Source organism: Streptomyces sp. NPDC031474 (assembly GCF_055581185.1).
Window position 1 is genome coordinate 156,471 of the sequence record NZ_JBVIJX010000003.1, and the last position, 25,912, is coordinate 182,382.

General features: G+C 70.0%; 31 protein-coding genes and 2 pseudogenes. 20 read left to right on the top strand and 13 right to left on the bottom strand.

The genetic code is table 11. From position 1 onward, the window contains the following. Positions 1-320 precede the first annotated feature (320 nt). Positions 321-698, top strand: coding sequence for a peptidase M23 (locus ACZ5SK_RS06125; protein WP_334581866.1), 378 nt, complete (start codon positions 321-323; stop codon positions 696-698). Between the two features lie 122 nt (positions 699-820). Here the strand turns inward: ACZ5SK_RS06125 and ACZ5SK_RS06130 are convergent, their stop codons facing one another. Beyond that, positions 821-1,270 (bottom strand): hypothetical protein, encoded by a 450-nt coding sequence (locus ACZ5SK_RS06130; RefSeq protein WP_334581867.1) that lies wholly within the window; start codon positions 1,268-1,270, stop codon positions 821-823. A 260-nt stretch (positions 1,271-1,530) separates the two neighbouring features. Here ACZ5SK_RS06130 and ACZ5SK_RS06135 point away from each other — a divergent pair, with 260 nt between their 5' ends. The 3 genes from ACZ5SK_RS06135 to ACZ5SK_RS06145 all read left to right on the top strand — a co-directional run bounded on the left by ACZ5SK_RS06135 (position 1,531) and on the right by ACZ5SK_RS06145 (position 4,184). Further along, on the top strand, positions 1,531-1,938 hold the full coding sequence (locus tag ACZ5SK_RS06135) for a hypothetical protein (RefSeq protein ID WP_361707969.1): 408 nt from the start codon (positions 1,531-1,533) through the stop codon (positions 1,936-1,938). A gap of 270 nt (positions 1,939-2,208) precedes the next feature. Continuing rightward, positions 2,209-2,355 carry a hypothetical protein gene (locus tag ACZ5SK_RS06140; protein WP_361707972.1) on the top strand — a complete coding sequence of 49 codons (147 nt, stop codon included), beginning with the start codon at positions 2,209-2,211 and terminating at the stop codon, positions 2,353-2,355. Between the two features lie 137 nt (positions 2,356-2,492). Next, positions 2,493-4,184 (top strand): acyltransferase, encoded by a 1,692-nt coding sequence (locus tag ACZ5SK_RS06145; RefSeq protein ID WP_468575438.1) that lies wholly within the window; start codon positions 2,493-2,495, stop codon positions 4,182-4,184. A gap of 110 nt (positions 4,185-4,294) precedes the next feature. Here ACZ5SK_RS06145 and ACZ5SK_RS06150 read toward each other — a convergent pair whose 3' ends face one another. Continuing rightward, complete coding sequence (locus tag ACZ5SK_RS06150; RefSeq protein WP_361707977.1) at positions 4,295-4,690, bottom strand: TetR/AcrR family transcriptional regulator; 396 nt, start codon at positions 4,688-4,690, stop codon at positions 4,295-4,297. Between the two features lie 114 nt (positions 4,691-4,804). Then, a complete protein-coding gene (locus tag ACZ5SK_RS06155) occupies positions 4,805-5,317 on the bottom strand; it encodes a 2,4'-dihydroxyacetophenone dioxygenase family protein (protein ID WP_361707980.1) in 513 nt (170 codons plus the stop codon). 151 nt (positions 5,318-5,468) lie between these two features. On the opposite strand from ACZ5SK_RS06155, the gene ACZ5SK_RS06160 reads away from it, so the two are divergent. Continuing rightward, positions 5,469-6,446 carry a helix-turn-helix domain-containing protein gene (locus ACZ5SK_RS06160; RefSeq protein ID WP_361707983.1) on the top strand — a complete coding sequence of 326 codons (978 nt, stop codon included), beginning with the start codon at positions 5,469-5,471 and terminating at the stop codon, positions 6,444-6,446. A 70-nt stretch (positions 6,447-6,516) separates the two neighbouring features. On the opposite strand, the gene ACZ5SK_RS06165 is transcribed toward ACZ5SK_RS06160, so the two are convergent. Beyond that, positions 6,517-6,660 (bottom strand): hypothetical protein, encoded by a 144-nt coding sequence (locus ACZ5SK_RS06165; protein ID WP_361707986.1) that lies wholly within the window; start codon positions 6,658-6,660, stop codon positions 6,517-6,519. Between ACZ5SK_RS06165 and ACZ5SK_RS06170 the strand changes: the two genes are divergently transcribed. Then, a complete protein-coding gene (locus ACZ5SK_RS06170) occupies positions 6,659-6,826 on the top strand; it encodes a hypothetical protein (protein WP_361707989.1) in 168 nt (55 codons plus the stop codon). The genes ACZ5SK_RS06165 and ACZ5SK_RS06170 overlap by 2 nt on opposite strands. A 306-nt stretch (positions 6,827-7,132) precedes the next feature. Here ACZ5SK_RS06170 and ACZ5SK_RS06175 read toward each other — a convergent pair whose 3' ends face one another. Continuing rightward, complete coding sequence (locus tag ACZ5SK_RS06175; protein WP_334581875.1) at positions 7,133-7,483, bottom strand: VOC family protein; 351 nt, start codon at positions 7,481-7,483, stop codon at positions 7,133-7,135. Positions 7,484-7,669: 186 nt separating this feature from the next. Continuing rightward, positions 7,670-7,936, bottom strand: coding sequence for a heavy-metal-associated domain-containing protein (locus ACZ5SK_RS06180; RefSeq protein ID WP_457495253.1), 267 nt, complete (start codon positions 7,934-7,936; stop codon positions 7,670-7,672). A gap of 388 nt (positions 7,937-8,324) precedes the next feature. Between ACZ5SK_RS06180 and ACZ5SK_RS06185 the strand changes: the two genes are divergently transcribed. The 4 genes from ACZ5SK_RS06185 (at position 8,325) to ACZ5SK_RS06200 (ending at position 12,200) form a co-directional block, all read left to right on the top strand. Further along, positions 8,325-8,765, top strand: a complete 441-nt coding sequence (locus ACZ5SK_RS06185; protein WP_457495254.1) for a hypothetical protein — start codon at positions 8,325-8,327, stop codon at positions 8,763-8,765. Between the two features lie 104 nt (positions 8,766-8,869). Beyond that, the gene (locus tag ACZ5SK_RS06190) at positions 8,870-9,796 is read left to right on the top strand and encodes a hypothetical protein (RefSeq protein ID WP_457495255.1); all 927 of its coding nucleotides are present in this window, start codon (positions 8,870-8,872) and stop codon (positions 9,794-9,796) included. 119 nt (positions 9,797-9,915) lie between these two features. After that, on the top strand, positions 9,916-11,121 hold the full coding sequence (locus tag ACZ5SK_RS06195; RefSeq protein ID WP_334581879.1) for a permease: 1,206 nt from the start codon (positions 9,916-9,918) through the stop codon (positions 11,119-11,121). Positions 11,122-11,645: 524 nt separating this feature from the next. Continuing rightward, on the top strand, positions 11,646-12,200 hold the full coding sequence (locus ACZ5SK_RS06200) for a hypothetical protein (protein ID WP_457495256.1): 555 nt from the start codon (positions 11,646-11,648) through the stop codon (positions 12,198-12,200). A 94-nt stretch (positions 12,201-12,294) separates the two neighbouring features. Here ACZ5SK_RS06200 and pdxR read toward each other — a convergent pair whose 3' ends face one another. After that, a complete protein-coding gene (gene pdxR / locus ACZ5SK_RS06205; protein WP_361708008.1) occupies positions 12,295-13,758 on the bottom strand; it encodes a MocR-like pyridoxine biosynthesis transcription factor PdxR in 1,464 nt (487 codons plus the stop codon). 138 nt (positions 13,759-13,896) lie between these two features. Between pdxR and ACZ5SK_RS06210 the strand changes: the two genes are divergently transcribed. The 6 genes and pseudogenes from ACZ5SK_RS06210 to ACZ5SK_RS06235 all read left to right on the top strand — a co-directional run. Continuing rightward, entirely contained in the window at positions 13,897-14,490 is a 594-nt protein-coding gene (locus ACZ5SK_RS06210; protein WP_334581882.1) for a TIGR03086 family metal-binding protein, read from the top strand. Beyond that, positions 14,484-14,963 (top strand): hypothetical protein, encoded by a 480-nt coding sequence (locus tag ACZ5SK_RS06215; protein ID WP_361708002.1) that lies wholly within the window; start codon positions 14,484-14,486, stop codon positions 14,961-14,963. Before ACZ5SK_RS06210 ends, ACZ5SK_RS06215 begins: the two co-directional genes overlap by 7 nt. 156 nt (positions 14,964-15,119) lie before the next feature. Beyond that, positions 15,120-15,260 (top strand): annotated as a pseudogene (locus ACZ5SK_RS06220) (hypothetical protein); the annotation flags it as partial. A 193-nt stretch (positions 15,261-15,453) separates the two neighbouring features. Further along, positions 15,454-15,753, top strand: coding sequence for a hypothetical protein (locus ACZ5SK_RS06225; RefSeq protein WP_361708010.1), 300 nt, complete (start codon positions 15,454-15,456; stop codon positions 15,751-15,753). A 286-nt stretch (positions 15,754-16,039) separates the two neighbouring features. Next, the gene (locus ACZ5SK_RS06230) at positions 16,040-16,801 is read left to right on the top strand and encodes a class I SAM-dependent methyltransferase (protein ID WP_334583759.1); all 762 of its coding nucleotides are present in this window, start codon (positions 16,040-16,042) and stop codon (positions 16,799-16,801) included. Between the two features lie 227 nt (positions 16,802-17,028). Next, positions 17,029-17,318, top strand: a pseudogene (locus ACZ5SK_RS06235) (IS701 family transposase); the annotation flags it as partial. Between the two features lie 82 nt (positions 17,319-17,400). Here ACZ5SK_RS06235 and ACZ5SK_RS06240 read toward each other — a convergent pair. The 3 genes from ACZ5SK_RS06240 to ACZ5SK_RS06250 form a co-directional block, all read right to left on the bottom strand. Continuing rightward, entirely contained in the window at positions 17,401-17,766 is a 366-nt protein-coding gene (locus ACZ5SK_RS06240; protein WP_361702729.1) for a VOC family protein, read from the bottom strand. 10 nt (positions 17,767-17,776) lie between these two features. Next, positions 17,777-18,382 carry a TetR/AcrR family transcriptional regulator gene (locus ACZ5SK_RS06245; protein WP_334581886.1) on the bottom strand — a complete coding sequence of 202 codons (606 nt, stop codon included), beginning with the start codon at positions 18,380-18,382 and terminating at the stop codon, positions 17,777-17,779. Between the two features lie 301 nt (positions 18,383-18,683). After that, a complete protein-coding gene (locus tag ACZ5SK_RS06250) occupies positions 18,684-19,697 on the bottom strand; it encodes a helix-turn-helix transcriptional regulator (RefSeq protein WP_457495257.1) in 1,014 nt (337 codons plus the stop codon). 149 nt (positions 19,698-19,846) lie between these two features. On the opposite strand from ACZ5SK_RS06250, the gene ACZ5SK_RS06255 reads away from it, so the two are divergent. The 4 genes from ACZ5SK_RS06255 (at position 19,847) to ACZ5SK_RS06270 (ending at position 21,796) form a co-directional block, all read left to right on the top strand. Then, positions 19,847-20,533: an alpha/beta fold hydrolase gene (locus tag ACZ5SK_RS06255; RefSeq protein WP_334581889.1), complete on the top strand. Its 687-nt coding sequence runs from the start codon at positions 19,847-19,849 to the stop codon at positions 20,531-20,533. A gap of 18 nt (positions 20,534-20,551) precedes the next feature. Further along, a complete protein-coding gene (locus ACZ5SK_RS06260; protein WP_457495258.1) occupies positions 20,552-20,872 on the top strand; it encodes a hypothetical protein in 321 nt (106 codons plus the stop codon). Positions 20,873-21,008: 136 nt separating this feature from the next. Beyond that, positions 21,009-21,425, top strand: a complete 417-nt coding sequence (locus ACZ5SK_RS06265; RefSeq protein WP_334581891.1) for a DUF3224 domain-containing protein — start codon at positions 21,009-21,011, stop codon at positions 21,423-21,425. Next, positions 21,422-21,796, top strand: coding sequence for an ester cyclase (locus ACZ5SK_RS06270; protein ID WP_361702724.1), 375 nt, complete (start codon positions 21,422-21,424; stop codon positions 21,794-21,796). The genes ACZ5SK_RS06265 and ACZ5SK_RS06270 overlap by 4 nt, the downstream gene beginning before the upstream one ends. A 480-nt stretch (positions 21,797-22,276) precedes the next feature. On the opposite strand, the gene ACZ5SK_RS06275 is transcribed toward ACZ5SK_RS06270, so the two are convergent. The 3 genes from ACZ5SK_RS06275 to ACZ5SK_RS06285 all read right to left on the bottom strand — a co-directional run bounded on the left by ACZ5SK_RS06275 (position 22,277) and on the right by ACZ5SK_RS06285 (position 25,756). Continuing rightward, positions 22,277-22,762, bottom strand: a complete 486-nt coding sequence (locus ACZ5SK_RS06275; RefSeq protein WP_334581893.1) for a DUF2269 family protein — start codon at positions 22,760-22,762, stop codon at positions 22,277-22,279. A 61-nt stretch (positions 22,763-22,823) separates the two neighbouring features. After that, complete coding sequence (locus tag ACZ5SK_RS06280) at positions 22,824-24,422, bottom strand: MFS transporter (RefSeq protein ID WP_468575444.1); 1,599 nt, start codon at positions 24,420-24,422, stop codon at positions 22,824-22,826. Next, a complete protein-coding gene (locus tag ACZ5SK_RS06285) occupies positions 24,419-25,756 on the bottom strand; it encodes an MFS transporter (protein ID WP_457495260.1) in 1,338 nt (445 codons plus the stop codon). Before ACZ5SK_RS06285 ends, ACZ5SK_RS06280 begins: the two co-directional genes overlap by 4 nt. Positions 25,757-25,912: the final 156 nt, after the last annotated feature.

The following is a 25,912-nucleotide window of genomic DNA, read 5'->3' on the forward strand; positions in this document are numbered from 1 at the left end:
CCCCGCACAGCCTTGTGGGCGTCTCCGCGGCGCCTCCATGGCCCACCCGGCCGGTGCCCTGCACGCGATGCCGCGCGGTGGACCGTGGGCAGGGGTCGTGGAGGTCGTCGAGCGGTTTTCGGCCGTGTCCGAGGTCCGCCGGCCGGGCTGACCCGCTCGGTGGCCGCGGCTGACCCTGACAATTGTCAGGGACCGTATGGTTCCGGGTCTCCCTACAGTTCTGAACGTCGGCAAGCAGCCCGTCTCGGGGCACTGCCGACCCGGAACAGGACCGCTTCCGGCCACACCATCCTCACCTTCGTCCTTCGGGGGACAGACACATGAAGCGACTGATCAGCCGTACCGCCATGGGCCTCGCGGTGACCGCCCTCGCCGTCGGCGGCCTCGCCACCACGGCCCAGGCGGCCCCGGCCGCCGCAGCCAACAGCGGCGACCCGACCCTCACCGACGTCTACATCTGGGCCACCGACGTCAACCTGCGCCAGCAGCCGACCACTGACTCGCCGCGGCTCGCGGTCCGTTCGCAGTGGTGGGCGGACGCCCTGTGCCAGAAGCAGGGCCAGACCGTGCACGACCCGGCCGTAGGCACCAACAACTGGTGGACGGCCGTCATGGAGTTCTCGGGCAGCGACCTCGCCTGGGTGAACAACCTGTACATCCGGGGCGGCGAGAAGATCGCCGGAGTCCCGGACTGCTGACGCACCGTTCCCTCCACACGCCTGCGGCGGGCCATCGGGAAACCGGTGGCCCGCCGCAGGCGTGTGCACGCCGAAGGGGCGGACCGGAGTACCGGCCGCCCCCGTGTGGCATGTGGTGCGGCTCAGTACCAGCCGGTGTTCACCAGATCGTGGCCGTCGCACGCGAGCAGGGCGCGCGAGACGCGGCCGTTGAGGTTGTTGCCCATCATCGTGTAGGCGTAGTTGATGCCGGAGTCGACGGTCTCGGAGACCCAGCCGTCGACCCGGCCCGCGCCGTTGTCGGAACGCTGCAGTACGGCCGCACAGCCCGCCCGGGAGTTCTCGATCCGGGCGAACGAGCCGCACTTGTCGGAATAGAAGTACTTCAGGGCCATGCCCTCGGCGAACTGGGTGGGCCCGATCTGCCGGAACGAGCCCGTGCAGAACGAGGTGGTGGGGTACTGCCCCTCCTGCCCGTAGGCCCCGTAGTCGCCGCCCGAGAACGGCTGGGCCTGGGCGGAGGCCGGAAGGAGCGCCATCACCGCGGCGGCGCCCCCCGCGGCCAGCAGTGTCCTGAGTGATCGGCGGCTCATGAGCCCTCTTTCGTGGGTCGGCGGTTGATCCGGTCGTGTGCGGCAACCGGCCCCCGGCCGGCCGTCGCTCGCTGGTCGTGACCGTACGGGGAGTCACCGCACCGCCGACACCTGACACTTGTCAGGGTCGAGTCCGCAGGTCGCCCCCGCTCTGCCGGAACCCTGACGTTCGTCAGGACCGCCGTCCCGCCCGGACTCCTATCGTGACGCCGCGGGCCAAGGCCCCGTAGGACAACCCCGGCGACCCAGGAACGGCAACCATGCGCATGTTCCTGCGCGGCGCCGCCACACTCGCGGCCGTCGTCACGGTTGCGTCACTCACACGTGGTGCGACGACACAACCCCGGACGGGCAAGGCGGCCGAGACCGCCGGGACCGTCCAGGCCTCCGCGGCCGTCCAGATCCCGCCCGGCGTCACTGCCGACGTGGCCGTCTTCGACCGCCAGACCGGCACGTTCACCGAACAGGTCAACGAGAGCGCGCGGTTCCGGTCCGCCTCTGTCGTCAAGCTCCTGCTGACCCTGGACTTCCTGTGGGACCACGGGCCGGACTGCACCATCCCCCGGCCGACCGCGCCCGGCTGGAGCCGATGCTGCGCGGCAGCGACGACGACGCCGCGAACCACTACTGGTCGACGTACGGCGGCCCGGCGATCATCAACCGGATGATCGCCCGGCCCGCGCTCGGTCTGCTCGACACGGCGCCGCAGCCCGCCGTGTACGCGTACTTCTGGGGCTACATCGCTGTTTCGGCCCGGGGGTGTGAGACGGGCACCTGCACGTTGCCAGGGGTGGCGACCCGTTGGGATAGGTGTCCGTGGACGGCCAGGCGCTGCGGCTGCGCGGGCCCCGGAACGCGTCACCGAGGTCGCCGCCGACGCGATCAAGCTGGCTGGAGCGTAAGCCCAAGGTCGTCATCCTCGACGAGCCCGGTCGGGCATGGCCCTCGTGGTGGTCAGCTCCGACCCCGACGAGGTCCTGGGACTGTCCCACCGCGTGCTGGCCCTCAGCCGAGGCCGGCAACAGGGCGTCCTGTCGGCGCAGGAGGCGACGAACTCCGCCGTCAGACACCTCGCCACGGCCTGACGACTGTGCCGGACGTGCCGTACCGACCCCGCTAGAAGGCCTGGTGGGAGGCGATGAGGGGGCCGGGTGCGCCGCGACTGAGCGCCGCGCCCGGCCCCCTTCCCGCGAAGGCGTCGGGCCGCTTAGTGTCCCGTCCCATGGATCATGAGGAGCAGCAGTCCATACGCCACTTCGACCACTGCCCCTGGCTTTTCGCCGAGGAGGCGACCGCGGAACAGCGGGCCGCCCAGCGGGAGCGGCAGCAGGCGCTCGGCGGGGACAGTGAAGTCGGTGAGCGGTGCTATGTGGCTGAGTCCGCCGCCGTGTTCGCGGACCGGCTGCGGCTCGGAGACGAGTCCTACATCGCCGCTCACGCCTATGTCACAGGGGAGTTGGCCACCGGCTCGGACTGCTCGCTGAACCCGTTCGCCACGGTGCGGGGCAGCGTCACCCTGGGCGACGGCGTGCGCATCGGCGCGCACACCTCGCTGCTCGGCTTCAACCACTCCATGGCGCCGGACCGGCCGGTCTTCCAACAGCCGCTCACCAGCGAGGGGATCACCGTCGGGGACGATGTGTGGATCGGCTCGCACGTGGTCGTCGTGGACGGGGTGACCATCGGCGATCACTGCGTGATCGGGGCCGGGGCGGTGGTCACCAGGGATCTCCCCGCCTGGACGGTGGCCGCCGGCAACCCGGCACGGCCACTGCGCAGTCGACTGGACGGCAAGGCGATCGCCGCGGCCCGCCCGGACCCCGGCGAAGGCCGCCTGATCCGGTTCGCCGACACCGCCCGCGCCCAGGTCGCCGCTCTCCTCGCCCGGTGCTGGAACGGCGACCGGTACGTCGACCGCCCCGGAGCGGCGCCCACGGTGCGCGCGCACTGCGATGCCGTGGAGATCGCCGGCCTGTTGCTGGGCACCGCCCCGGAGCAACTGACCGCCGACGAGCACGTCGAGCGGCTGGCTGCCCTGCAGGACCCGCGCACCGGGCTGGTACCGGAGTTCGGCCAACCACTGCCTGCCGTCGACGCCGACGGCTTCATCGGCGAAGGGGCCGACCTCTATCACGTCCTGTCCGTCGGCTACGCCCTCGACCTGCTGGGCGCATCCTTTCCCCATCCGGTGCACGGCGTACGGAAGATGACGCCCAGGCAGCTCGTCGCGCGGCTGGAAAACCTGCCGTGGCAGGACGGTGCATGGGGTGCCGGCGCCTGGATCGACTCATGGGCCACGGCCGCGCACTGGAACCTCCGGCAAGCGGACGACGCAGTCACGCCCGGGACGGTGGAAGCCCTGTTCGGCTGGCTGCTGACCCGTGCCGACCCGTGGACCGGCATGTGGGGCGCACCCTCACCGTCGGCCGGTCGGCTTCAGGTGGTCAACGGCTACTACCGGCTCACGCGCGGCTCGTTCGCCCAGTTCGGGGTGCCGGTGCCGCACCCGGAGCGGGTCGTGGACGCGGTCCTGGACCATGCCCGGGACGCTCGCTATTTCGGCGCCGGGCAGGAGAACGCCTGCAACGTGCTGGACGTGGCCCACCCTCTGTGGCTGTGCACCCGGCAGCTCGGAACCGGTGCGAACGGCGAGGGCTACCGGTCTGCCGAGATACGCGCCTGGGCCGAACGCCAACTGGCCGCGGCCCTTTCGCGCTGGCAGGAGGGCCAGGGGTTCGGCTTCGGCCCGGGCGTCACCGGCCCCGGCCCGGAACCCGGACTCCAGGGCACCGAGATGTGGCTGGCCATCGTCTGGCTCCTCACCGACCTGCTGGGCTGCTCCGACGCCCTCGGCTACCGGCCCCGCGGCGTCCACCGCCCGGAGCCGGGGGACCGGCGTGATCCTGCGACGTGAGCTTGAGGGTGTCGACGTGTCTGGCCTGACCTGGGTGAGGCCGCAGCCGAGGTTGTCCAGGGCGACCGGCTCGAAGCCGCACCGAGCCAACGGGGCGCCCAGGATCAGGGTCATCTGGCGGCCGTTGGCGCCCACGCCGTGGTGCAGGACGACCTACGCCTGCGCATCCGGGTTGCGGTAGCGGTCGAGGTGGACGCGGTAGCAGGCATGGTGCGATCTGCAGCACCCTCAAGCTTCACCATGAGCACACCGGGCACCTTGTCCTCGGGCGTGCCCGCAGCGGCTGCCGCGTCTTCGGCCGCCGGGGATGCCCGCTCCAGCAGCGCCTGGACGGCCTTGGCGAACGCCTCGTCCTTGGTGCCGGCGTACTTGCGGACGGTCGGGCGCGACAGCTGCGACTCCTCGACGATGTCGGAGTTCGTCGTGCGGCGGACGCCGGTGCGGCAGAAGCAGCGACAGGCGCCCACCAGGAGCTGACCAGAGCGGACGCGTCTCGCGGCAGACACGGCGGCCGGGAACTCATGGATCCCGCGGCTGATGCCGATCGCGTCGAGGCCCAGGCCCGGCCCGCCGGACAGAGCAACGCGTCGTCCGGGAGGGCCGGGCAGGCCTCGGCGCGCTCAGAGATAGAGCCGTTCGTTGATCTTCAGGCCGTTGTCCCGGCAGTAGCTCTCGTAGTGGTCGATGAACCAGAACACGTCGACCGTCTCCATGACCCGGTCCTCCTCGTCGAGGAACTCCAGCGGGCCGTTGAGCCAGAACATCGTCTTCATCCCGTGCTCGGAGTAGAGGGTGTGGCTGCGCCCCGGGCTCTCCCGGACGAAGTCACCCGGCCTGCCGACCCAGTCGTACTCCAGGTAGCGCCAGCTGCCCTCGAGGACGTAGCCGGAGACCGGCCCGCGGTGGCGGTGACGGCCGAGCGTGCCGCCCTCCTGCACCCACAGCACGTTGGCGGCGCTGCTGCCGCGGACGTCGAAGGTGAGGTGCTTGATGAACACGTTGGGGACGAACGGCACCCAAGGGGTGCTGTCCTCGCCGATGTACCCCTCCTCCAGGGCGTACTTGTCCCGCATGCGGTCCACGCGTGCCTCGGTCGCCACGTACTGCGCCATGATCTCTTCGGATGTAGTCATGTCACCTTGCCTCACTCGCCTGGGTGCTGTGTGGGTGCGACCGTACGGTCCGGCCTGCGGCGAGGGCTTGACTGAGGCCGCACGGTTACTTGAACCTGAGCGCACCCGCAGCAGGGTCTTCTCCAGGGTGCAAAGGCGAGGTGGCACCGGCATGACGCTCAACTTCTCCACGGCGCCGCTCGACAGCCGAGCCCAGCTGGACTACTGGCGCGAGGTCGTCTGCACCACGTTCGTCGAGTACGAGATGGACGTCCCGCGCCATCCCTCCGCCGGCTTCCTGGGCCAGGTCACAGCCCAGACAGTCGGCGACGTGGGAGTCGCACGGGTGGTCTCCGACCCTCACACGGTGTTCCGCTCGCCCGCGCTGATCCGCAGGTCCAGCGAGGACGACCTCCTGGTGAACCTGGCCGTCCAGGGGCGCGTCACCGTGGTCCAGCAGGGACGCGAGGCGCTGTTGCGCCCCGGTGACCTCACCGTCTACGACAGCGCGCTGCCCTGCCGGATCGCCTGCCTCGACCCGTTCGAGCTGCTGGTGCTGAAAGTCCCCCGGCCGCTGTTCGACGCGCACTGCCCGCTGGCACAGGACACGATGGCGACCCCGGTGCCGGGCGACCGGGGGGTGGGCGCGCTCATCGCGCCCTTCGTCCAGTCGCTGACCGTCCACGCCCGCGCTCTGGCTCCCGACACGAGCGCCCGGATCGGTGCCACGCTGCTGGAGCTGCTGGCCACGGCCCTGTCCGACCGGACCGCCGTGGGCGGCCGGCTCAAAGCTCCCGGAGCGGTCCACATGGGCCGCGCCCGCCGCTACATCATCGACCACATCGCCGATCCCGACCTGTCGCCCGCCGTGATCGCCCAGGCGCTGGGCGTCTCCGTCCGCTACCTCCACGCGGTCTTCCGGGCCGAGGACGCCTCACCGTCCCGCTGGATCCTGCGACAGCGCATCCACATGGCCGCCAGACTGCTCGCCGACCCGGGCCGGACCGACCAAAGCGTCACGGACATCGCCTACGCGGTCGGCTTCAAGGACGCCTCGCACTTCACCCGCGCCTTCAAGAGCCGCCACGGCGTCAGCCCGCGCGAGTACCGCAAAGACCACTCGGCCGCCCCGCAGGGGCCTGCCGCATAGACCTTGCGAGGGCCGGCGAGACCGCAGAAAGGCGTCCGTACCGATGTCTCGTCGTCAGATCTCGTCGTCCTCAGATCTCGTCGTCGTCAGGCCCGAGCTGTCGCGGGACGGCCGCCGAAGCCCGCTCCTCGATCCGGTGAACCGCGGCCTGCCGGTCGTCCAGGTGGCGCCGCGCCACTTCCTGCGCGGACATGACCGTCTTGCGCACGGTCATGCCCGCCGGCTCACCGATGTCGCCCCAGCGCACCGCCTGGTTCTACGCCAACGTCAAGGCGGACCTGTGGACCGCCACGGGAAGCGGGGCACGGACTGCTGCACCGGCTTCGTCGGCGGAGCTGGTGATCAAGGAGCCGCTGCCGTCCATGCCGGTCACGTTCTGAGGCCGGGACGGGGACGATCGATATCGCCGTACGTACTTCGAGGACTTCCCAGGAGTCTGACGGCCGTCCCGCGTCGCCGTCGTGTCCGTCGCGGGTGTCGTCGGCGGTGACCTGGTAGTTGGACCGGAGTCGCACGACGTAGCCCAGGCCCTGTTCTCGGCAGGCGGTACGCAGCTCCCACCCGCCGTACACCTCATCCCCAGGGAGAACGAGGCTGCCATGCCCTGCCGTCCGGCAGGGCGAAGCGTGCCCGCCCAGAACCTTGAGATTCGCGCGCTGAGCTGAATGGTGTGAGGTGTTCCGAGGTCACAGGCTGTGGGCGGTGGGGTGGAGTGGTTCGTACAGCGGGAGCTCGGCGCCGCTGGGGAGCCGGATCGCCGTCAGTTTGCCCCAGCGCTGTTCGCTGACCGGACGGGTGATCTCTACGCCCTGCGCGCGGAACTCGCTGAGCTGGGATTCAAGGTCATCGCACATCAAGAAGAACTCGTGCTGGGGCGGGCCGTCGGCCGGGTGCACGGCCACCTCGGCCGGGGGCAGCTGGAAGATGAGCCAGCCGCCGCCCGCGTCGACGGCGGGAAAGTCGAGGACGTCTCGGATGAAGGCACGGTCCGCCTCGGCGTCCTGGCTGTAGAGGACGACATGTGCACCGCTGATCATGGCTGGCTCCTGCCCGTCGAGGTACTGGCGGTCGTATCCCCAGGCATCCTGGCACGCTGAGATGCGAGATTGCCTTCGACTGCGGGCTCGCCCGTGTCGCCGGACTCGGTGATGGCTTTGATGTTCATGCTGGCGGGCCGAGCCCCGCCGGGGCGGGCGTGGGCGCCTCGCCCCGGCGCAGGGCCGTCAGTGGCAGGTTCCGCAGCAGCCGCCCGAGGACTGTGGCGGGGTTGCGGTCACCTCGTAGCCCGCCTCCTCGACCGCGGCGGCCACCGCGGCGTCGTCGAGCGGGCCCTGGGAGCTGACGGACACCGTCCCGGCGGCCAGATCGACCTCGACGCCCGTGACACCGGGCACCTGGGTGATCTCCTCGGTGACCGCGCTGACGCAGTGTGCGCAGGTCATACCCGTAACGGTGTAGACGGACGGCGGGTTGGACGTGCTCGTTGCCATGACGGAAGCCTCCTGGTGTGGACGTGTCAGCCGAACGGACCGATGACCTGGCCGACCGCCCCCAATAGATACCCCCATGGGGTATCCAGTCAAGTCCGTCGAGCGTCACTCCGAGGCCGCAGGCGCCAGGAGTGCACCAGCCGCGCGGTCGCATCACCGGTTCCTGCCCAGGTCCCGCGGACGCAGAGCCCGCCCTTGCCCGGGCGGCCCCCTTTCGACCGAGTTCCCCGCCGATCAGCCGCAGGGTCAGGGAGCGGCAGGCGTCGGCCGGTCGCGACGCAGACCGCCCGCCCAGTGGGGGGTGCGCCTCGGGCCCAGCTCGCACAGTCGATACCCTGCCGGGGTATGGTCGTACGGCGAGACTGGACGAAAAGGAAGGGACTTGGCCGTGGACAGCGCACAGGCAGGCACGCGGGGCGTCGCCCGGCTGCTGGCGGTGTGCGCGGTGCTGTTCGGGCTTTTCCTCATGCACGGAGCCCCGGCCACGGCCGCGTACGGCTGCCACGGCGCCATGACCGCGGCCTCGTCGATGACCAGTGGCCACGACACCGCTGCCCTGCCCGCGGCCCACGCGCCGGCCGGGCACACTCCCGGCTCCGCCGCCCGGGCCGCCGACGTCTCCGGAATGCCCGGAGCGCTGTGCGTGTCGACGCCCGCCCACGAGCGCACCCCCCTGCCGGTGCCCGGCCTGCTCGCCGTGGCAGGCGCCGCCGTGCTCGCCCTGTGGACGCTGACCCGACTGCGGGCAGCGACCGGCGGGAGGGGGCGGCGCGGACCACCGGACGGCGGACGAGATCTGCTGCTTCAGGTGTGCATCGCGCGGACGTGACAGGTGCGCGTCGGACCCGGCCCCAGGCCGGAAACCGGCACCGTTTCCTGCTCGTTTCCGCGCACCACCGGTGTGGTGCGCCCACCCCGAAAGACTCCATTTCGATGGTCACCTCGCACCGTTTCACCGCACGCCGCCGCAGCCTCGCAGCGACCGGCGCCGCAGCCGCTCTCGCGCTGACGCTGGCCGCCTGCGGCTCCTCCAGCGACTCCTCGTCCATGCCCGGCATGGACCACGGCGGCAAGTCCTCCGCGTCCGCCTCGCCCAGCACGTCGCAGGCGATGGGCGACATGCCCGGTATGGGCGACATGGCCTCCGGCAACGGCCTGGCCGACGCCCAGGACGGCTACCGCCTCACCTCCAAGGACGCGGCCCTGCCGTCCGGCAAGCAGACGGCCTATCGGTTCACGGTCACAGGCCCGGACGGCAAGCCGGTCACCGGCTTCGCCCTCGACCAGACCAAGCGGATGCACTTCTACGCCATCCGCTCCGACCTGACCGGCTTCCAGCACATCCACCCCACCATGGCCGCCGACGGCACCTGGACCGCCGGCCTGGCCTCCCTCGCACCGGGCTCCTGGCGCCTGTTCGCCTCCTTCACCCCCGATGCCGGGCCCGGCAAGGCCAAGGACCTCGTGCTCTCGCGCACCGTCACCGTGCCCGGAAACGCCGCCAAGACCCCGCTGCCCGCCCCAGCCACCAGCACGCAGGCCGACGGGTACACCGTCACCGTCAAGGGCGAGCCCATGGCCGGCATGGCGCACCCGCTGACCGTCTCGATCGCGAAGGACGGAAAGCCCGTCACCGACCTCGAGCCCTACCTGGACACCTACGCCCACCTGACCGCCTTCCACGAAGGCGACGCCGCGTTCGCCCACCTCCACCCCACCACCAAGGTGACCGGCGACAACGGCGGCCCGGACCTGTCCTTCCACGCCGAGCTGCCCACCTCCGGCAACTGGCGGCTGTTCCTGCAGTTCCAGACCGGTGGCAAGCTCCACACCGCCGCCCTGACCCTGCGCGTCGGCTGAACCCCGGCGGGGCGCCGCCCACGCGGCGGCGCCCCGCACCCCCGGCCCGACGGACGCCCCCCAAGAGAGAGCGTGTCCTTGGGCGGCATGCCGCACCCTGACGGAGGAAGACTTCACAGATGCACGCCATACTGCACGCACTGTCGATTGCCGGGTCGATGACCTGGGAGATCACCTGGGCCCTGATCCTCGGCTTCGCCCTGTCCGCTGTCGTCCAGGCCGTGGTCCGCAAGTCCACCGTGATCTCGCTCCTGGGCGATGACAGGCCCCGGACCCTCGCCGTCGCCGCCGGCCTGGGCGCGGCGTCATCATCCTGCTCGTACGCGGCGGTCGCGCTGGCCCGCTCGCTGTTCCGCAAGGGCGCGAACTTCACCGCCGCGATGGCCTTCGAGATCGCCTCCACCAACCTGGTCGTCGAGCTCGGCGTGATCCTGGCTCTGCTGATGGGCTGGCAGTTCACCGCCGCAGAGTTCGTCGGCGGACCCATCATGATCGTTGTACTGGCTGTCCTGTTCCGCCTGTTCCTGCGCGAACGGCTTCTGCGTCAGGCTCGCGAGCAGACGGAAAAGGGGCTGGCCGGGTCGATGGAGGGCCATGCGGCGATGGACATGTCGGTATCGCGCGACGGCTCTTTCACCGGTCGGCTCTTCAGCCGGGAGGGCTTCACCGCCACCAGCCACGTCTTCGTCATGGAGTGGGCGGCGATCCTGCGCGACCTGGTCGTCGGTCTGCTCATCGCCGGCGCCATCGCCGCCTGGGTTCCCGATTCCTTCTGGCGTGCCTTCTTCTTCGACGGCCACCCCCTCGCCGCCAAGCTGTGGGGCCCCATCGTCGGCCCGCTGGTGGCGATCGCCTCGTTCGTGTGCTCCATCGGCAACGTGCCGCTGGCGGTGGTGCTGTGGAAGGGCGGCATCAGCTTCGGCGGCGTGGTGGCGTTCATCTTCGCCGACCTGCTGATCCTGCCGATCCTCAACATCTACCGGAAGTACTACGGCGCCAGGACGGCGGCCTTCCTGCTCGGCACGTTCTATCTCGCGATGGTCATCGCCGGGTACATCGTCGAACTCGCCTTCGGGGGGCTCGGCCTGATCCCCGACCAGGCCGACGCGAAGATCCCGATGGAGGGCGTGAGCTGGAACTACACCACCTGGCTCAACATCGCCTTCCTGCTCCTGGCGGCGGTGCTCCTGGTGCGCTTCTTCCGCACCGGCGGGCTGTCCATGCTCCGCATGATGGGCGGCTCACCCGACACCGGCCACGATCACACCGACCACCCGCAGCACGGGCGCCCAGCAGGGAAAACGCACGACGGGCACCACCACTGAAGCGTTGCCCTCCACTCGTGGGCGGAGTGCCGGTCCCGCCCACGGCCCGGTCCGTGAACCGCCGTCGACGTGCTGGAGTAGATCTGTGACTGCCAGGCGGCGGCCAGCACGCGTACGTCGTTGACGCCGTCGCCGACCACCAGCACCTTCCGCACGATCTCGGACTACTGAACGCGGCGTTCGGCATCTGCGCACTCACGGGGCGCTGGTCCATGGGGCGGTGGTCTATGGGGCGGTGGGCAACACCGACACCTTCGCGCCGCCGGCCGTGATCATGGCGATCGAAGGAGGCGGAGCAGAGTGTCCTTGCCGATGGGTCAGGTCCGGAATCTGCTCGGCGAATGTCCGGCGTCCGCAGCTGCCGTTGCCGCATACGCGCAAGCGGCCGGGGTGGAGTAAGGTCTTCGCTTCGCCGGGTCGACAGGGCCCCGGCGGTTCCCATGGAGGTCGTCACGAGTGGTGGACACCCCCGGTGGGGACGTCCCTCACATCATGTCGGACCACACCGCATCGAGGATCAGCCTTTGACTCCGCATTCCCTGGCGTTCTATGTGGACGTCGTCACCACCGGCGCCGTGCTCGGCGTGGGCCCTGCGGATGCTCCCGACCATGTCACCACGGTCCTTGGGCCGGCCTTCGCCGAGGACACCTTCGGCGAACACAGCATGTGCCGTGACTACGGCCTCGCCGAGTTCTACTGGGACCGGGCTTCCGTCGACCACCCCTGGTCGGGCCACCACTTCACCCTGCAGGTGCACCGGCTCGCGTACCGGGACCGCACCCTCGTCAACGACGCACTTCGTGCCCGGTACGGGCGGTTCACTCCCAGGCTTCGGTTCGAAAAACTGCAACGTCTACTGGTGCGGCGCGGCGTCCCCTTGATGGAGATCCCGGAAATCCCGGCGCACGCCCCGTATTTCCGCACTTTCTGGCAGCCCGATTCCCATGTGGCCGTCTCCGTCATCGGCACCTACGGCGAGTACAGCACGCCGGACAATCTGCGGGTCGGCGACGTGTACAGCGTCCATGCCCCGATGACTGCCGAGGAAGTGGAGTGGCGCAGGGCACAGGTCGGGTAGCACGGAGACGGGTCCGGGGTCGCGGTCATGGTCATGGTCATGGTCGACGCATGCAGCCAAGCTGTGCATGCTCGGGATCTTCAAGCCCGGTCGGTCACCCGGTGCCGCTCGGCGACGCCACCGCCGACGGGCCGAGTACGCGGTGCAGGCCCGGCTCGATGTCCGGGGCGTCGATCGAGCCGTAGCCGAAAACGAAGCCGGGGCGCGCCGAGCGGTTCGCGGCGACCTCCGCCAAGGTGTAGACCGCCACGCCGGATGCACGGGCCCGTCCGGCCCGGTCCGCGAGGGCGTCGGGGTCGGCGAGGCGGCCTTGGGTGAAGGTGGTCACGTGCAGGCCCGCCGTGGACGGCACCAGCTCGGCGAGGTCCGCGAAGCGGTCGGTGAGCGCACGGGTGAGGGCTTGGTGCCGGATCGCGTACGTGTGCTGCATCCGGCGGATGTGCCGGGCGAGCAGTCCGTCGTCGACGAAGCGGGCGAGTGCCGCCTGTGTGGGGACCGCCGTGTGCCAGTCGGCGGTGTACTTGGCGGTGCGCAGTGCTGTGCGCAGAGGAGCGGGCGCCACCAGGAAGCCGACGCGCAGGGAGGGCAGCATCACCTTGGAGAACGACCCCACGTAGATGACATGTCCGTCTCGGTCCAGACTCTGCAGGGTCTCGACCGGCCGCCCGCCGAACCGGAATTCGCTGTCGTAGTCGTCCTCGATCACCGCCGCGCCGTGCCGCCGCGCCCACCGCAGCAGCGCTGTTCTGCGCCGCAGGGACATCGGCATGCCGAGCGGGAACTGGTGGGCCGGGGTGACGTACACGGCGCGGGTGTCCGGCGGGATCGCGTCCACCAGCAGGCCCTCGGCGTCCACCGGTACGCCCGTGACCTCGGCGCCGTGCGCCAGGAACGGCAGCCGGGCCGGTGGGTAGCCGGGCTCTTCGACGGCCACCCGGTCGCCCGGTTCGAGCAGCACCCGCCCGATGAGGTCCAGGGCCTGCTGCGTGCCGGTGGTCACCAGCAGGTCGTCAGGACCGGTCCGCACGCCGCGGGAGAGGCCGATGTGCCGGGCGAGTGCGGCCCGCAGCCCGGCGTGCCCGGCCGGATCGCCGTATCCGACCGTCCCGGCCGCAGAGAGCCGCAGTTCCCGGGCGATCAGAGGACGCCAGGCGTCGTACGGGAAGAGCCGGGCGTCCGGCAGGCCGACCCGGAAGTCGTGGGCCGCTGTGGTCGGTCCCGAGGTCTCCGGGGCTGCCCAGGGGGACAAGCCGGCCCACATGGCGCGCGGGCGCAGGCCCGAGCCCGTGGTCTCGGTGGCGGTCGCGGCCTCGCGCGTGGGCAGGCCCGTCGTACGCACATAGGTCCCGGAGCCGACTCTGCTGTCCGCATAGCCCTCGGCGACGAGCCGTTCGTAGGCGACGCCGACGGTGTTGCGGGCCACCGCGAGTCGGCGGCTCAACTCACGGGTCGGGGGCAGCGGATCGCCGGGCCGTAGCAGCCCGTCGTGGATCGCGGTGCGCAACTGGCGGTAGATCTGGCCGGACAGGTCGCGCCGCCCGTCGAGCCTGACGTGCACGTCCAATCTCGGTGTTCCGTTCTCGGCTCGGCTTTTCTCGGGCTTCTCAACCCCCGCTGGCAGCCTGGCAATTGGCTCAATCACTTGGCAGCCTATTGGCTCTGGAGCTGAACCGCTGTGCGATTTTACGCTCTCGCCATGGACATACGACGACTGGACCGCCAGGCGCTGTCGCTGACCGGGGAGGTGGTCTCCCAAGTGAAGTCCGACCACTTGAGGTTGGCGACGCCGTGCGCGGACTGGACCCTGTACGGACTGCTCCGCCATCTGGTCAGCCAGAACGAAGGGTTCGCCGCCTCCGCCCGCGGCGTGGGCGAGCCGTGGGCGGTATGGCGCGACGGCGACCTCGGCGACGACCCGGCCGAAGCGTACGAGGCCTCGGTGGACGAGGTCACAGCGGCGTTCGCGGACGACGAGGTACTGGAGCGGCGGTTCGCACTGCCGGAGGTGGCCGCGGGCTTCGCCGTCCCCGGGCGGACAGCGATCGGCTTCCACATGCTCGACTACGTGACACACGCCTGGGACGTCGCGGTGACGATCGGCGCCCCGTGGGAGCCGCCGGCCGAACTCACCGCCGCCGCGCTGCGCGTCGCCGCTCTGGTCCCGGACGAGGGTCGCGGGGCGGGTGCCGCTTTCCGCCGGCGGACCGTAGTCCCCGACGACGCCCCGCCGGGCGACCGGTTGCTCGCCCTGCTCGGCCGTGACCCGTCCTGGACGGCGGGGCCATGCTGAGGAGCCGCTGGTGCCAGGGCCCGGCCGGGGATCCCCTTGGCGACCGCGCCGTGGCGGACGCCGTCGACAGCGGCATGCGTGATCGCCGCAGCGGCCCGCTGATCGTCAGCGTCACCGACTTCACCGGCGACGCGTACCGCGACCTGCCCGGCATCGTGCGTCGCGGCTTCACCCTGCGGCGCCGCTGGCCATATCTCGACGGAGCGGTCGGCATGTGGCTGTGGGTCGCGCCCTTGGGCCGGCGCTGCGGATCGGTTTCGGTGTGGACCGGGCGGCGGGCCCTGGCGGATTTCGTACGCCTGCCGGAACATGTCGCGATCATGGACGAGTACCGCGAGCGAGGCACGATCAGGTCGGTGATCCGCGAGTACGAGAGCTTCGACGCGGCGCGGATCCGGCAGGACGCGGAGGCATGGCTGCTGTCGGACGACCGCCTCCGCGTCGCGCGAGGAGCGCCACGGCAGAGCGGCTGACGACGACTTCTCACCTCAAGGGCCAGGACCATGACACAGCATCAGACCGGCCCACGAGTGAGACAGACCGGCGGCCCCGGCCTGGGGAACCGATGAAGGCCGGAAGAAACGAGAACCTACAGCGCTCCCGACACCATCCGCCTGTACCAGCACGTCGTGGCGGCCGGGACGCTCTACACCCTCACGACGACGACGGAGGTGTGTGAGGAGCTGGGGCTGGCGACCGTGCCCCGGGAGGTGACGCCGGGCCTACGCCCGGTGATGCGGATAGCCGGAGTCGACCAGCAGTTGTTCGACCGGTCCTCCACCCGCGGTCGGCAGATCGAGACGGCGTTGGAGGGAAGCATCGACGCATACATCCGCAACCACGGCGGCTGCCCGGCCGGCACGCCCGTCATCGACTGGCGGGGCAGGCGGGGCAGGCGGGGCAGGCGGGGCAGGACACTCGCCCGGAGGAGAGGACCGCTCGCTGTCTGGGGCAGCTGCTCGCGTGGTGCGTGCGTCCGCGATCCTCCGCTTCGGACAGCAGCCGGTCGACGGGTTGCTGGAGCGGTGCCGTGCGGCCGGTGCGGCGATCCGGGCCCGGGGGCGCCCGCTGGTGGACACCGCCCTCGCCGCCGCGGCCGTCGCCGCCACAGTCGCCGTCGTCGTGGTCGTGGTCGTCTTCACCATGCGTGGCACGTTCGCCCGCCTCCACGTCCTGGCCGAAGCCCGCCGGCACCTTGGCGAGACCTTGCGTCGCCGGGTGTTCACGCCCGGCACGGACGCGAGCTCACCGCGCCCCCGGTAGGCCGCCGGACCCCGGGCCGGTTTAGCTCACGTACACCGCTGACTTACTCTGACCCGCGCGCTGGTGGATCGCCGACACCGACGGCAGCCACTTCGCGCGGCGACCCGACGAGCAGGCCGCGGACGCCGGCCTGCCAGTGCCGTGTCAGAGAACGTTGCCCTGACACTTTGTCAGGTGGGTCCAGCTCCAGGGCGCATGGCGGCGCGGCAAGGAAGAGGTTTCCTGACGCGGCGCTACCGTCTTGAGGGTGACAGGAATCAATGCCGACCGGCGATGGTCCGAATCCATGCCGGTGGCCTATGAGCAGTACCTCGTGCCGGTGGTCTTCCGGCCCTTCGCCGAGGACCTGACTGCCCGGGCGGCGGCACTCCACCCTCGGCGAATCCTCGAACTCGCTGCGGGAACTGGCGTGTTGACAGCGGAGCTGCTCGCAGCGGCACCCTCGGCCGAGGTGACGGCCACCGACCTGAACGAGGCGATGCTCGCTTTCGGGTCGACCCGGGCCCCTGGCGCGGTGTGGCGGCAGGCCGACGCGCAGCGGCTGCCGTTCCCGGACGGAGGCTTCGACCTGGTGGTCTGCCAGTTCGGCGTGATGTTCTTTCCCGACCGCATCGAGGCCTTCTCCGAGGTCCGCCGGGTGCTGGCGCCGGGCGGCCGGTTCCTGTTCAACACCTGGGGCCCGCTCGGGACGCACGCCTTCGAAGTCGCGCTGCAGGCCGGGCTGGAGCGGGCCTTCCCGGTCGATCCGCCACGGTTCTTCCAGACGGTTCCGCACGGCTATGCCGACCCCGCTGTCGTGGCCGCTGATCTGGCGGCCGTCGGGTTCGCCGTCGAGGAGGAGCAGGAGCTGACGCTTCAGGGCCGGGCCGCATCGACCGCCGACCTTGCCACCGGGTACCTCACCGGGACACCGGTGCGCGCGGCCGTTGAGGAACGCGGCGACGGACCGGCCGTCCGGGCCACCGTCATCGAAGAGATGACGGCCCGTCTGGGCCCGGGGCCGGTCACCGCCCCGATGACGGCGTACGTCTTCCGTGCCGCGGCCTGAACACAGGACGCGCCCGCGCAGCGGATGGGCGTGAGTCGACCTCGACGGGGGCGGTCACCCGGATGCCTGGTGCTCATCAGGCAACGTTCGCCCTGGTGACGAGCTTGCGTAGCCGTTCGTCGACAGCGTGCTTGATTGCAGCGACCCGCTGACAGCCCTGTGCCAGGGCAGATCGCTTGGCATGAGCTCAGGGGGCCTCCCCCTGAGTGGCGGACACGCTGATACTCGAGACCTTCCAGAGTGGGAAGGGGCTGGCCGGGCTCGACACCAGGTCCGCCGCTATCCCTCATGGGCCCGCTGGGCCACCCTTGCGATGCTCGCCCACGCCTTCCTCGCCACCGTCCGCGCCGAGGAACACGCCTGCCAACCCGCCCCCGATGGGCTACTGCCGCTGTCCTGCAACGAGATCCAGCGCCTGTTCATCGCACTCATCGTCCGCCCCGTCCACGATGCGGCCCACCGACTCGACCGGTCCGACTGGCGGCGCCGCCATCAAGCCCGAGCCCGCGCCGGCCATTGCCCCGTCGGCAAGAGACCGGTGGCTGAGCACAGGCTGGCACCGTTGTCGGCCACTGTGCGATTGCCGTGCCGGATGGCTGCTACCTGGGGGACATGACTTCGTAGAGGTTCCCCGCGTCATCGGTGAAGTACAGGCCCCGAGGGCACAACGGGTGGTCGATCCGACCGTTGCCGGGCTCGCTGGGATCGTTGCCATAGGGCACCCCGGCGGTTCGGAGCCGGCCGAGGATCGCGTCGAAGGACGACGGGTCCACGTCGAAGGCCAGGTGATGGCCGACCGGATTCTCGACGGACATGAAGTCCAGCGTCAGGGAATCGTTGACCTGCACTGGCGCGAAATGCCGATCTGCACCTCGATAGTCCAGCCCCATGACGGAGGCGAAGAAGCGTGCTGCCGCCTCGTTGTCGACGGCGGGGACGATGGTGTGGTTCAGCGTGATGGACATGCTCTGCCTCTCAGTTCTCCACCGGCTGGGACAGGACGCCGTGCAGGAAGACATCGACGAGGTCGTGCACTTCCAACTGCGTCGACGGATCCGCTGACTCGCCTCCTGCCGGCGGCCTGCCATTCCCAACAAACAGCAGACCCATGAAGATCAGTGCTGCCTGCTCGGGAGGCAACCGCAGCGACTCCCGCTCAGGTCCGAAGAGTTCGGCCAGCGCCTCTCGCACGGGCAGGGAACCAGCCGCACGATCAGGCGGCGCCTGTGAGCTGCCGGGACGGCCACTTCGTCCCCGCCCTCCCGTCGCATGAAGCGCCCCGACCACCGCGCCGACCCGGTCCAAGTGGGCATGCAGCGCCGAGGCAGCCTCGGTCAGCCGGGCAACGAGCGGCTGCTCCATGGACACCAAAGCGAGTTCATCGAGGGCATGGGCCGGGCTGAGAGCCTCCGTCACGCATGCGTCCAGGAGCTCCTCCTTGTCCGCGAAGACGCGGAAGATCGTGCCCTCCCCGATGCCTGCGGCCTGGGCGATCTGGCGCGTCGTCACCGCACTGCCGTGCTCGATCACGAGGGGAAGCGCAGCACGAACGATCATTTCCCGGCGGCTGTCGGGGTCCATTGCCGGCGCTCTTCGCCGACTTGGTGTTGTGGCCATGGCCCCAACTATCGGAGTGAGCACTCACTCCGGTCAAGGGGCCGCCGACTCAGAGGGCGAGCCGCCCACCCGGCCGCCCTGCCCGACGCCTCAAGCACGATCTACGACTGGAGTAGTGATCTTGCTGGTCAGGGCCGATGCGGAGACGGCTGCGGCCACCGTTGATCATCGTGAGTTGTGTCCACAAATGAAGATCACGCGTGCCGAACCGGACGTCGTGCAGGCACGCGGTGAAGATAGACCTCCGCCTGAGCCACCGGGGAGTTCACTCGCCACCGACGCCTTGGTGCCAACCCTGTCCCGCCCCCGATGCCGGTTCGGACACGGCCGCGCCAAGGCGGGACGCCAGGTTGGCAACCGCATCCCGAAGCTCCGTCCCGCCCACGACATGGAAGGCGAAAGGGACCGCCGCCAGCCACTCCTGCGCGTACATCGCCGGGTTGCGGGTACTGCCGACGAGCACGCAGTGCTCTCCCGCCGCCCCGACAGGTTCGAGCCGTCCCATCGACGGCCCGACCCACGGGACGACCCGCTCCACCGGTGCGTCGAAGAGCACCCGCGTGGGATAGGCCCATCCGGTGCCGAGGTTCTCCTCCAGCACGGTGACCGGGTCGAGGTCCTCCGGCATCCGAAACCCGACCGCACTCTCCTCGGCCGCCAGTACCCGATCGACCCGGTAGGTGCGCACGGCGTCCACGCGATGGGAATGGCAGAGCAGGTACCAGCGCGCCCGGCGTACGACGACCGCCCACGGGTCCACCTCCGCCTGCCACTGGTTGCCGGCCTCGCTCCGGTAGGTGATCACCACACGCCGCCTGGACGCGATCGCGTCCACCAGGGCGCTCGTGACGGCGGGATCGGCGTAGGCCGCACGCGGATCGGGCGCGGCAGCGGCATGCTCGCGCAGCGCGGCCGCCTGACGCCCGATCCCCTCGGGCAGCGCGTGGATGACCTTGCCGAGGGCGGAGCCGACGAGGTCCCCGGGGTCGCTGGCGGCGGGCCTGCCGTCGAGCACCGCCATGACCAGGCTGAGCGCTTCGCTCTGGGTGAAGCTCACCGGCGGCAGCTTGGTCCCGCGCCGCAACTGGTAGCCGCCGTGCGGGCCGCGCACGGAATCCACGGGGATACCAGCCTCCCGGAGGATCGCGACGTAGCGACGTGCGGCGCGATCGGTCACCCCGAGCCGCTCCGCGAGCTGCTCGGCCGTCGTGCCGGGGCGGGTCCGCAGGATCTCAAGGGTGCGCAGCGCGCGGGCGGTGGGGCTCGTTCCGGTCTCCACCTCGGACAGCGTAGGCGGCTTCCTGACAATCAGGAAGCGGATCGTCCTGAACCCCTCCTAGCATGCAAAGCCCGGTCGGGCAGGCCGCGTCCACTCGACGCTTTCGGCCGCTGTCTCTGCTCCAACCTCGACGGAAAGTTGATCTCACTATGGAAATCCTGCTCATCGGTGGTCTGTGGCTGGACGGCACCGCATGGGACGCGGTGACACCGACCCTTGAGACGCTCGGGCATCGCCCGCGGCCGGTGACCCTTCCGGGCCAGGGCGACGGACGCTCGTCCGCCACGCTCGACGAGCAGCTGGCGACGGTCCTCGCCGCCGTCGATGCAACGGTGGAAAAGCCCCTGCTCGTGGCGCACTCGGCCGCCTGCACCCTCGCCTGGCTGGCCGCTGACGCGCGCCCGGAGCGGGTGGCCAAGCTGGCGCTGATCGGCGGCTTCCCCAACGAGGACGGCCAGCCGTACGCCGACTTCTTCGAGATGCGCGACGGCGTCATGCCCTTCCCCGGCTGGGGCCCGTTCGAGGGTGCGGACAGCGCCGACCTCGACGAGGAACTGCGGCAGCGCTTCGAAGCCGATGCCATCCCCGTCCCCGAGCAGGTGGCCAGGGGCGTGGTCCGGCTGTCGGACGAGCGCCGCTATGAGGTTCCGGTCGTGGTGGTCTGCCCGGAGTTCACCCCGGAGCAGGCCCGCGAATGGATCGCTGCCGGCGAGGCGCCGGAGCTCACCAGGGCCAAGCAGGTCGAGTTCGTCGACATCGACTCCGGCCACTGGCCGATGTTCACCAAGCCGGCCGAGCTCGCCCGCCTCCTCGGGGCAGTGGCAGCCGGGCACTGACTGAACGGGGCCTTGACCGTGGGTTACACCGTCCGCCAGCTGAACGCCTCGACCTGGGAGGCGTTCGCCGAACTCGACGAGCGCAACAACGGCATCTGCGGAGGCTGTTGGTGCATCGGCTACCACCCCGAGTGCGGTCGGCCGGGAATCGACCACCGCACCGTCAAGGAGCGGCGCGTCCACACGGACCAGGCCCACGCAGCCCTGGAGGGTGCCCTCGACCAGATTGCCCAGGCCGGCGGCGGCTTGGTCGAGGCCATCAACGAAGTCACCCTCGGCCGCCAGGCCCATGGCCGCTTCCTCTTCAGCGGGAGAGCTGGGGCGCGTGTCGAGTCGTGATCACCTTGCGAGTCTCGGTGGGCGGCGGAGATGAGTCGGCAGATCCCGACCCAGCCGTCCGCGCTGCGGGTCAGTCGCTTCAGCTTCGGCCGCCCAGAGGGAGAGCGGTGTCAGACCCCACCGATACGGTCGTTCCATGAGAGCTACAGGAACGTTCACTGTCAAAGCGTTCGTCCCGACTGAGCTGAAACCGGACCCGGCTGTGTCCACTGGGCTTCCAGTCGGCGTCGCAACGATGGAGAAACACTTCGAGGGCGAGGTTGCCGGTCGCTCGGCGACCCTGTTTACCGCGGCGTTCGACCAGGCGACCGGCGTGGGCACCTATGTGGCCATGGAGTCGTTCGAAGGCTCGCTGTGCGGACGGGCCGGCGCCTTCAACTTCGTGCACTCGGCGACGACGTCCGGCAGCGATCGCACAGCGGAGTTCTTCACCATCGTGCCGGCGAGCGGTACGGGAGAGCTGGCCGGGATCTCCGGTGCTGGAGGAATGGCCGTCGACGCTGATGGAACGCATCGGATCTGGTTCGACTTCGAGTTGGAAGCGGGTCGATGACAGACGAAGTGCACGAAGCAAGGGCTGTCGGCCTGCGCATGTACGAGGCCTTCAATGGCCGGAACCTGGCTGCGCTGGAGACGATCCTCGCACCGGACTTCGTGAGCCACCCACTGAGAACGGCCGGTGTCGAGGCCGTCGCCGATGCCTGGTCCAAGATGTTCGCAGCCCATCCCGACATACATGTCTCCATCGAGGACATGCTCGTGGACCACGACCGGGTCGCCGTCCGCTCCGTGATGCACGGGCTTTCGAACTCCGTGCCGACTGGCGCGGAGCCTGCACCCACCATGATGGAGATCTTCCGAGTTCAGCACGGCCTGATCGCCGAGCTATGGGGCCTGTCCAGTCTCGGCCGACGGGCCGGCTAAGGCGCGCATCGAGTCACAGTCAATCTGCGGGAAGCGCCCTCATGGCAGGGCCTGGGCCGGTAGATCGTCCTGCATGACGCGCATGCAACTGACGGACGATGGTGGGAGTTCATCGGGCCGTACCTGCCCATCGGCAGGTACGGCCCGTACCCGAAGCGGTTGCGCCGGCACAGTTCGCGGGTGTGATCTGGCGGTTCAGGATGCATCCTCGCTCCGACCGGATCTCGTGATTGCGCGCAAGGGCCCCGCTGGATCTTTCAAAGGCCGAAGATGTAGGGACGCGCGCCAGTCGCCGCCGTGATGAGAAACGAGGTCATGGACTGGGTTTGCTCCTGTCCATTGTCCGATGTCGGGGGCTCTCCCATGTGGAAGCCCCTCTGGGATCAGTTCCGTTTGCCCTGGGCGCACCTCACGCCGTTGCACAGCACGGCCACGCCAACAGCACCGGCAGAGCGCGGAGTTCGCTGCGGGAGCTGAGCGTTATGCGCCTGTCGTCGAGCCGGGGCGGACGATCATCAGGACCACCACGATCAGCCAGGCGAGGGCGAACAGGCCGGTGATCATCGACAGGCGGGGCAGCTGGGCGATCAGCGACTCCGTGGCGGTCGGCGTCGGGTCGGGCCTGTCGAGCTGGGTGATCACGTTGTCCTGGGTGCCGAGCACCGCGATGCCCAGCAGGACGGCAGCCACCGCTGTCAGAGCCATGGAAGCGATGAGCCAGGCGTTGCCCATCACGCCCATCACCTGGGCGGTGCCGACGCCGAAGGCCGGGACGGAGATGCCGGCCACGGCGTAGACCCGGCAGATCCGGTGCAGGAGCCGTACCGCACCGTTGGCCGACTGCTGCTGGGGTCCGTCGGCCAGTGCCTGGCGCGCGAAACGCGGGAACAAGCTCGCCGCGATGGTGACCGGTCCGATGAGCAGGATCGCCCCCAACACGTGGACACTGAGCAGGAATTTGGCCATGCTGATGTCTCTCTTTCACGCCTTCGCGGGCACGCTGACGCGGGGCGCCAAGCGCGCGGTTTCAGTCTGGCTTGGACCGGGCCGACAGCTGATCACGACATCGTCCGGAGGTCCGGGGACTGTGAACCTTCTGGCGGACGAACAGGGCCGCGGGCACGGCCACGGCGATCAGTACGACTCCGCCGATGAGGTTTCCCAGGTGCACGGCGTCGGTGAACGCCCTGGGCGCCGCCGTTCCCACCACGCGGGCGAGGGAAGCGGGGAGGTCCGCTCCGACACCCCCGTGTGACACACCCTCCACGATCTTGTCCGCCTGCGGCGAGGGGATGTTCGCCTCGACGAGACGGTCGTGCAGGTTACGGGGGAAGCGGCTGGTGACGATCGTTCCGAGCACGCTGGGGCCGAGCACCGTGCCCAGCTGGCGAGCCATGTTGACCGCTGCCGCCGCCATGCCCTCCTGCTGTGGCGGGACACTGTTGACCGCGGCAGCCGTCGAAGGTGCCGTCAGCAGGCCCGCGCCGACGCCCGCGATGAGCATTCCCGGCCACATCGCCCCATAGCCTCCCGAGGCGTCGGTCGCGCGCAGTGCGAGGGACCCGGCGCCGATCAGGACCAAACCCGCGGTGATCAAAGAGGTCAGGCCGACCCGGCGTACCAGCACCCGGGCGGCCACCACGGTGACCAGGAGGAACGTTCCGAACAGCGGCAGCAGGCGCACCCCGACGTCGAGAGGGCTGGTCTGTCCCACGCGTTCCATGTAGAGCACGCTGAGCAGGGCGACACCGACCAGTCCGAAGACGCTGACAGCGGCCACGCCCATCACAGCCGAGAAGGAGGCGCTCCGGAAGAGCCTCAGGTCCAACATGGGGTCGGGGTTGCGGAGTTCCACGCGTACGAACAGGAACAGGGACAGGGCGAAGACCACGTACATGGTGATGATCGGTGCCTCGGTGTATCCCGTGGAGCCACCCTGGATGATCGCGTAGGTGGCCGAGGCCGTCATCACTGTGCCCAAAACCAGGCCCGCGAGATCGAGTTTGCGCGTGGGGTGCCTGGACTCGGCCACGAAGACCGGGGCCAGGAGCAGGGCCGCGCCGGCGATGACGATGTTGGCGATGTAGACGGAGTGCCAGGAGAAATGTTCGAGCAGGGCTCCGGCGAGGATCGGGCCGACGGCGAGGCCGACTCCGGAGCACGCGGCCCAGATGCCGATCGCGGCGGTGCGCTCGTGCGGGTCGGTGAACGTGGCGCTGACGATCGCCAGGCTTGTCGGCAGTACGGCCGCCCCGCCGAGACCCGCGATCGCCTGTGCAGCGATGAGCATGCCGGCGCTGTCGGCGAAGACGGCGAGCACGCTGCCGGCCAGGAAGACGACCGCACCCAGGCTGAACACTCGCCGTCGCCCCACGAGGTCGCCGAAGGTACCTGCGGACATCACGAAACTCACGACAGCGAGGCTGTACGCGCTGGTGATCCATACCAGGGTGCTCGCGGTGACGTGCAGGTCGGTCTGTATGTCGCCCAGGGCCGAGATGGTGGAGGTGACGTCGACGAAGGCCATCATGACGCCGAGGCAGACCACCAGGAGGCCAAGCCAGCGGGACCGCCCGCTGCCGGGGCCCGCGGCGCAGGCGGTCCGAGCGGGAACGGACGCCGTCATCGGACCGCCACCGCCCGCTTCTGAGACACGCCCAGTGACACCACGCCTGCGACGGCCATGAGGGCCATCGCGACCAGCCATGCATGCCGGTACGTGTCCAGGGAGGCGCCACCGGAGGCGGTGCCGAGCATGGCGACCAGGATGCTGATGCCGACGACCGAGCCGATCTGCGTCGACATGGTCACGATGGCGCTGCCGGTGGCGGCCTCCTCGGGGCGCAGTCCGACCGTCGCGGACGAGACGACGGTCGGGAGCGCCAGGCCGGCGCCGAACCCGAAGAGCAGCCAGCACGGGAGGGCTCCGGAAAGGTAGTTCGGATCGTCGTGCAGCAGGAAGACGAAGAGCAGGATGCCGACGGAGGCGATCGCGCTGCCGACCGCCGCGACGACACCGGCCGGGATCCGGAACCGGCGCTGGAGGGTCTCACTGATGGTGGCGGCCACCGCGAAGCCGATCGGGCCGGGAAGGCTGGCGCATCCGGTCTTGATGGCGGAGTAGTGCCAGTGGTTCTGCATCCAGAGGATCGACGACAGCAGGAGGCTGCCGAACGAAGCCACTTGCAGCATGCCGGCCAGGTTCGCCGAGGCGAAGATCCGGTCACGGAAGAGCGAAAGGTCGACCACGGGCACCCGGTGCCGTGACGAGCGGAACAGGAACGCCGCCAACCCGACCACTGCCACGGCCAGGGACGTGACGACCAGGGTGTCCGACCAGCCCCAGTCGGGCGCCTTCACCACGCCGAGAGCGAGGGCGCCGACCACGACGATCAGCAGGACGCCGCCGAGCAGGTCGGGGATGCGGGCGTCCTGTTCATGCCGGGCGTTGGTGATGAGCCGGGCGGCCAGCGCGATGGCGAGCAGTCCGAACGGAATGTTCACCAGGAACAGCCACCGCCAGGATGCCTGGACCAGCAGCCCGCCGAAGATCGGTCCGCATACCCCGGACAGCGAGCCCGCGGTGAACCAGATCTTGACGTACCGCTCCACCTTGTCGGCGGGGGCGCTGGTCAGGACCAGGCCGAGGCTGGCGGGGGTCAACAGGGCGGCGCCCACCGCCTGGAGGGCACGGAAGACGACCAGCACCCATACGTCGCCGGACAGTGCCGCGCCGAGGCTCGCCGCGACGAAGACGGCCATGCCGAGAAGGAAGCCGTTCTTGCGTCCGAAGCGGTCGGCGAGCCGGCCGGCAGGGACGAGAAGGGCGGCGAAGACGATCGCGTAGCCGTTGAGTACCCAGCTCAGGTCCGACAAAGAGGTCGAGCCGACGCCCTGTCCGATGTTCGGCAGGCCGACGTTGGTGATCCATACGTCGAGCTGGCCGAGGAAACTCGCCATGGCCAGCACAGCGAGGATGAGAGCCGGACGGGTGTTCGCGGAGCCTTCACCTCCCCTCTGTGCCAGTGGAGGGGCCATCTGATCTTGCGAAGACATGCGTCTTGTCCGTTCCGTGGGCTTTGAGGGGTGCCGAGAGTGGCTGGCGGCATGGTTCTG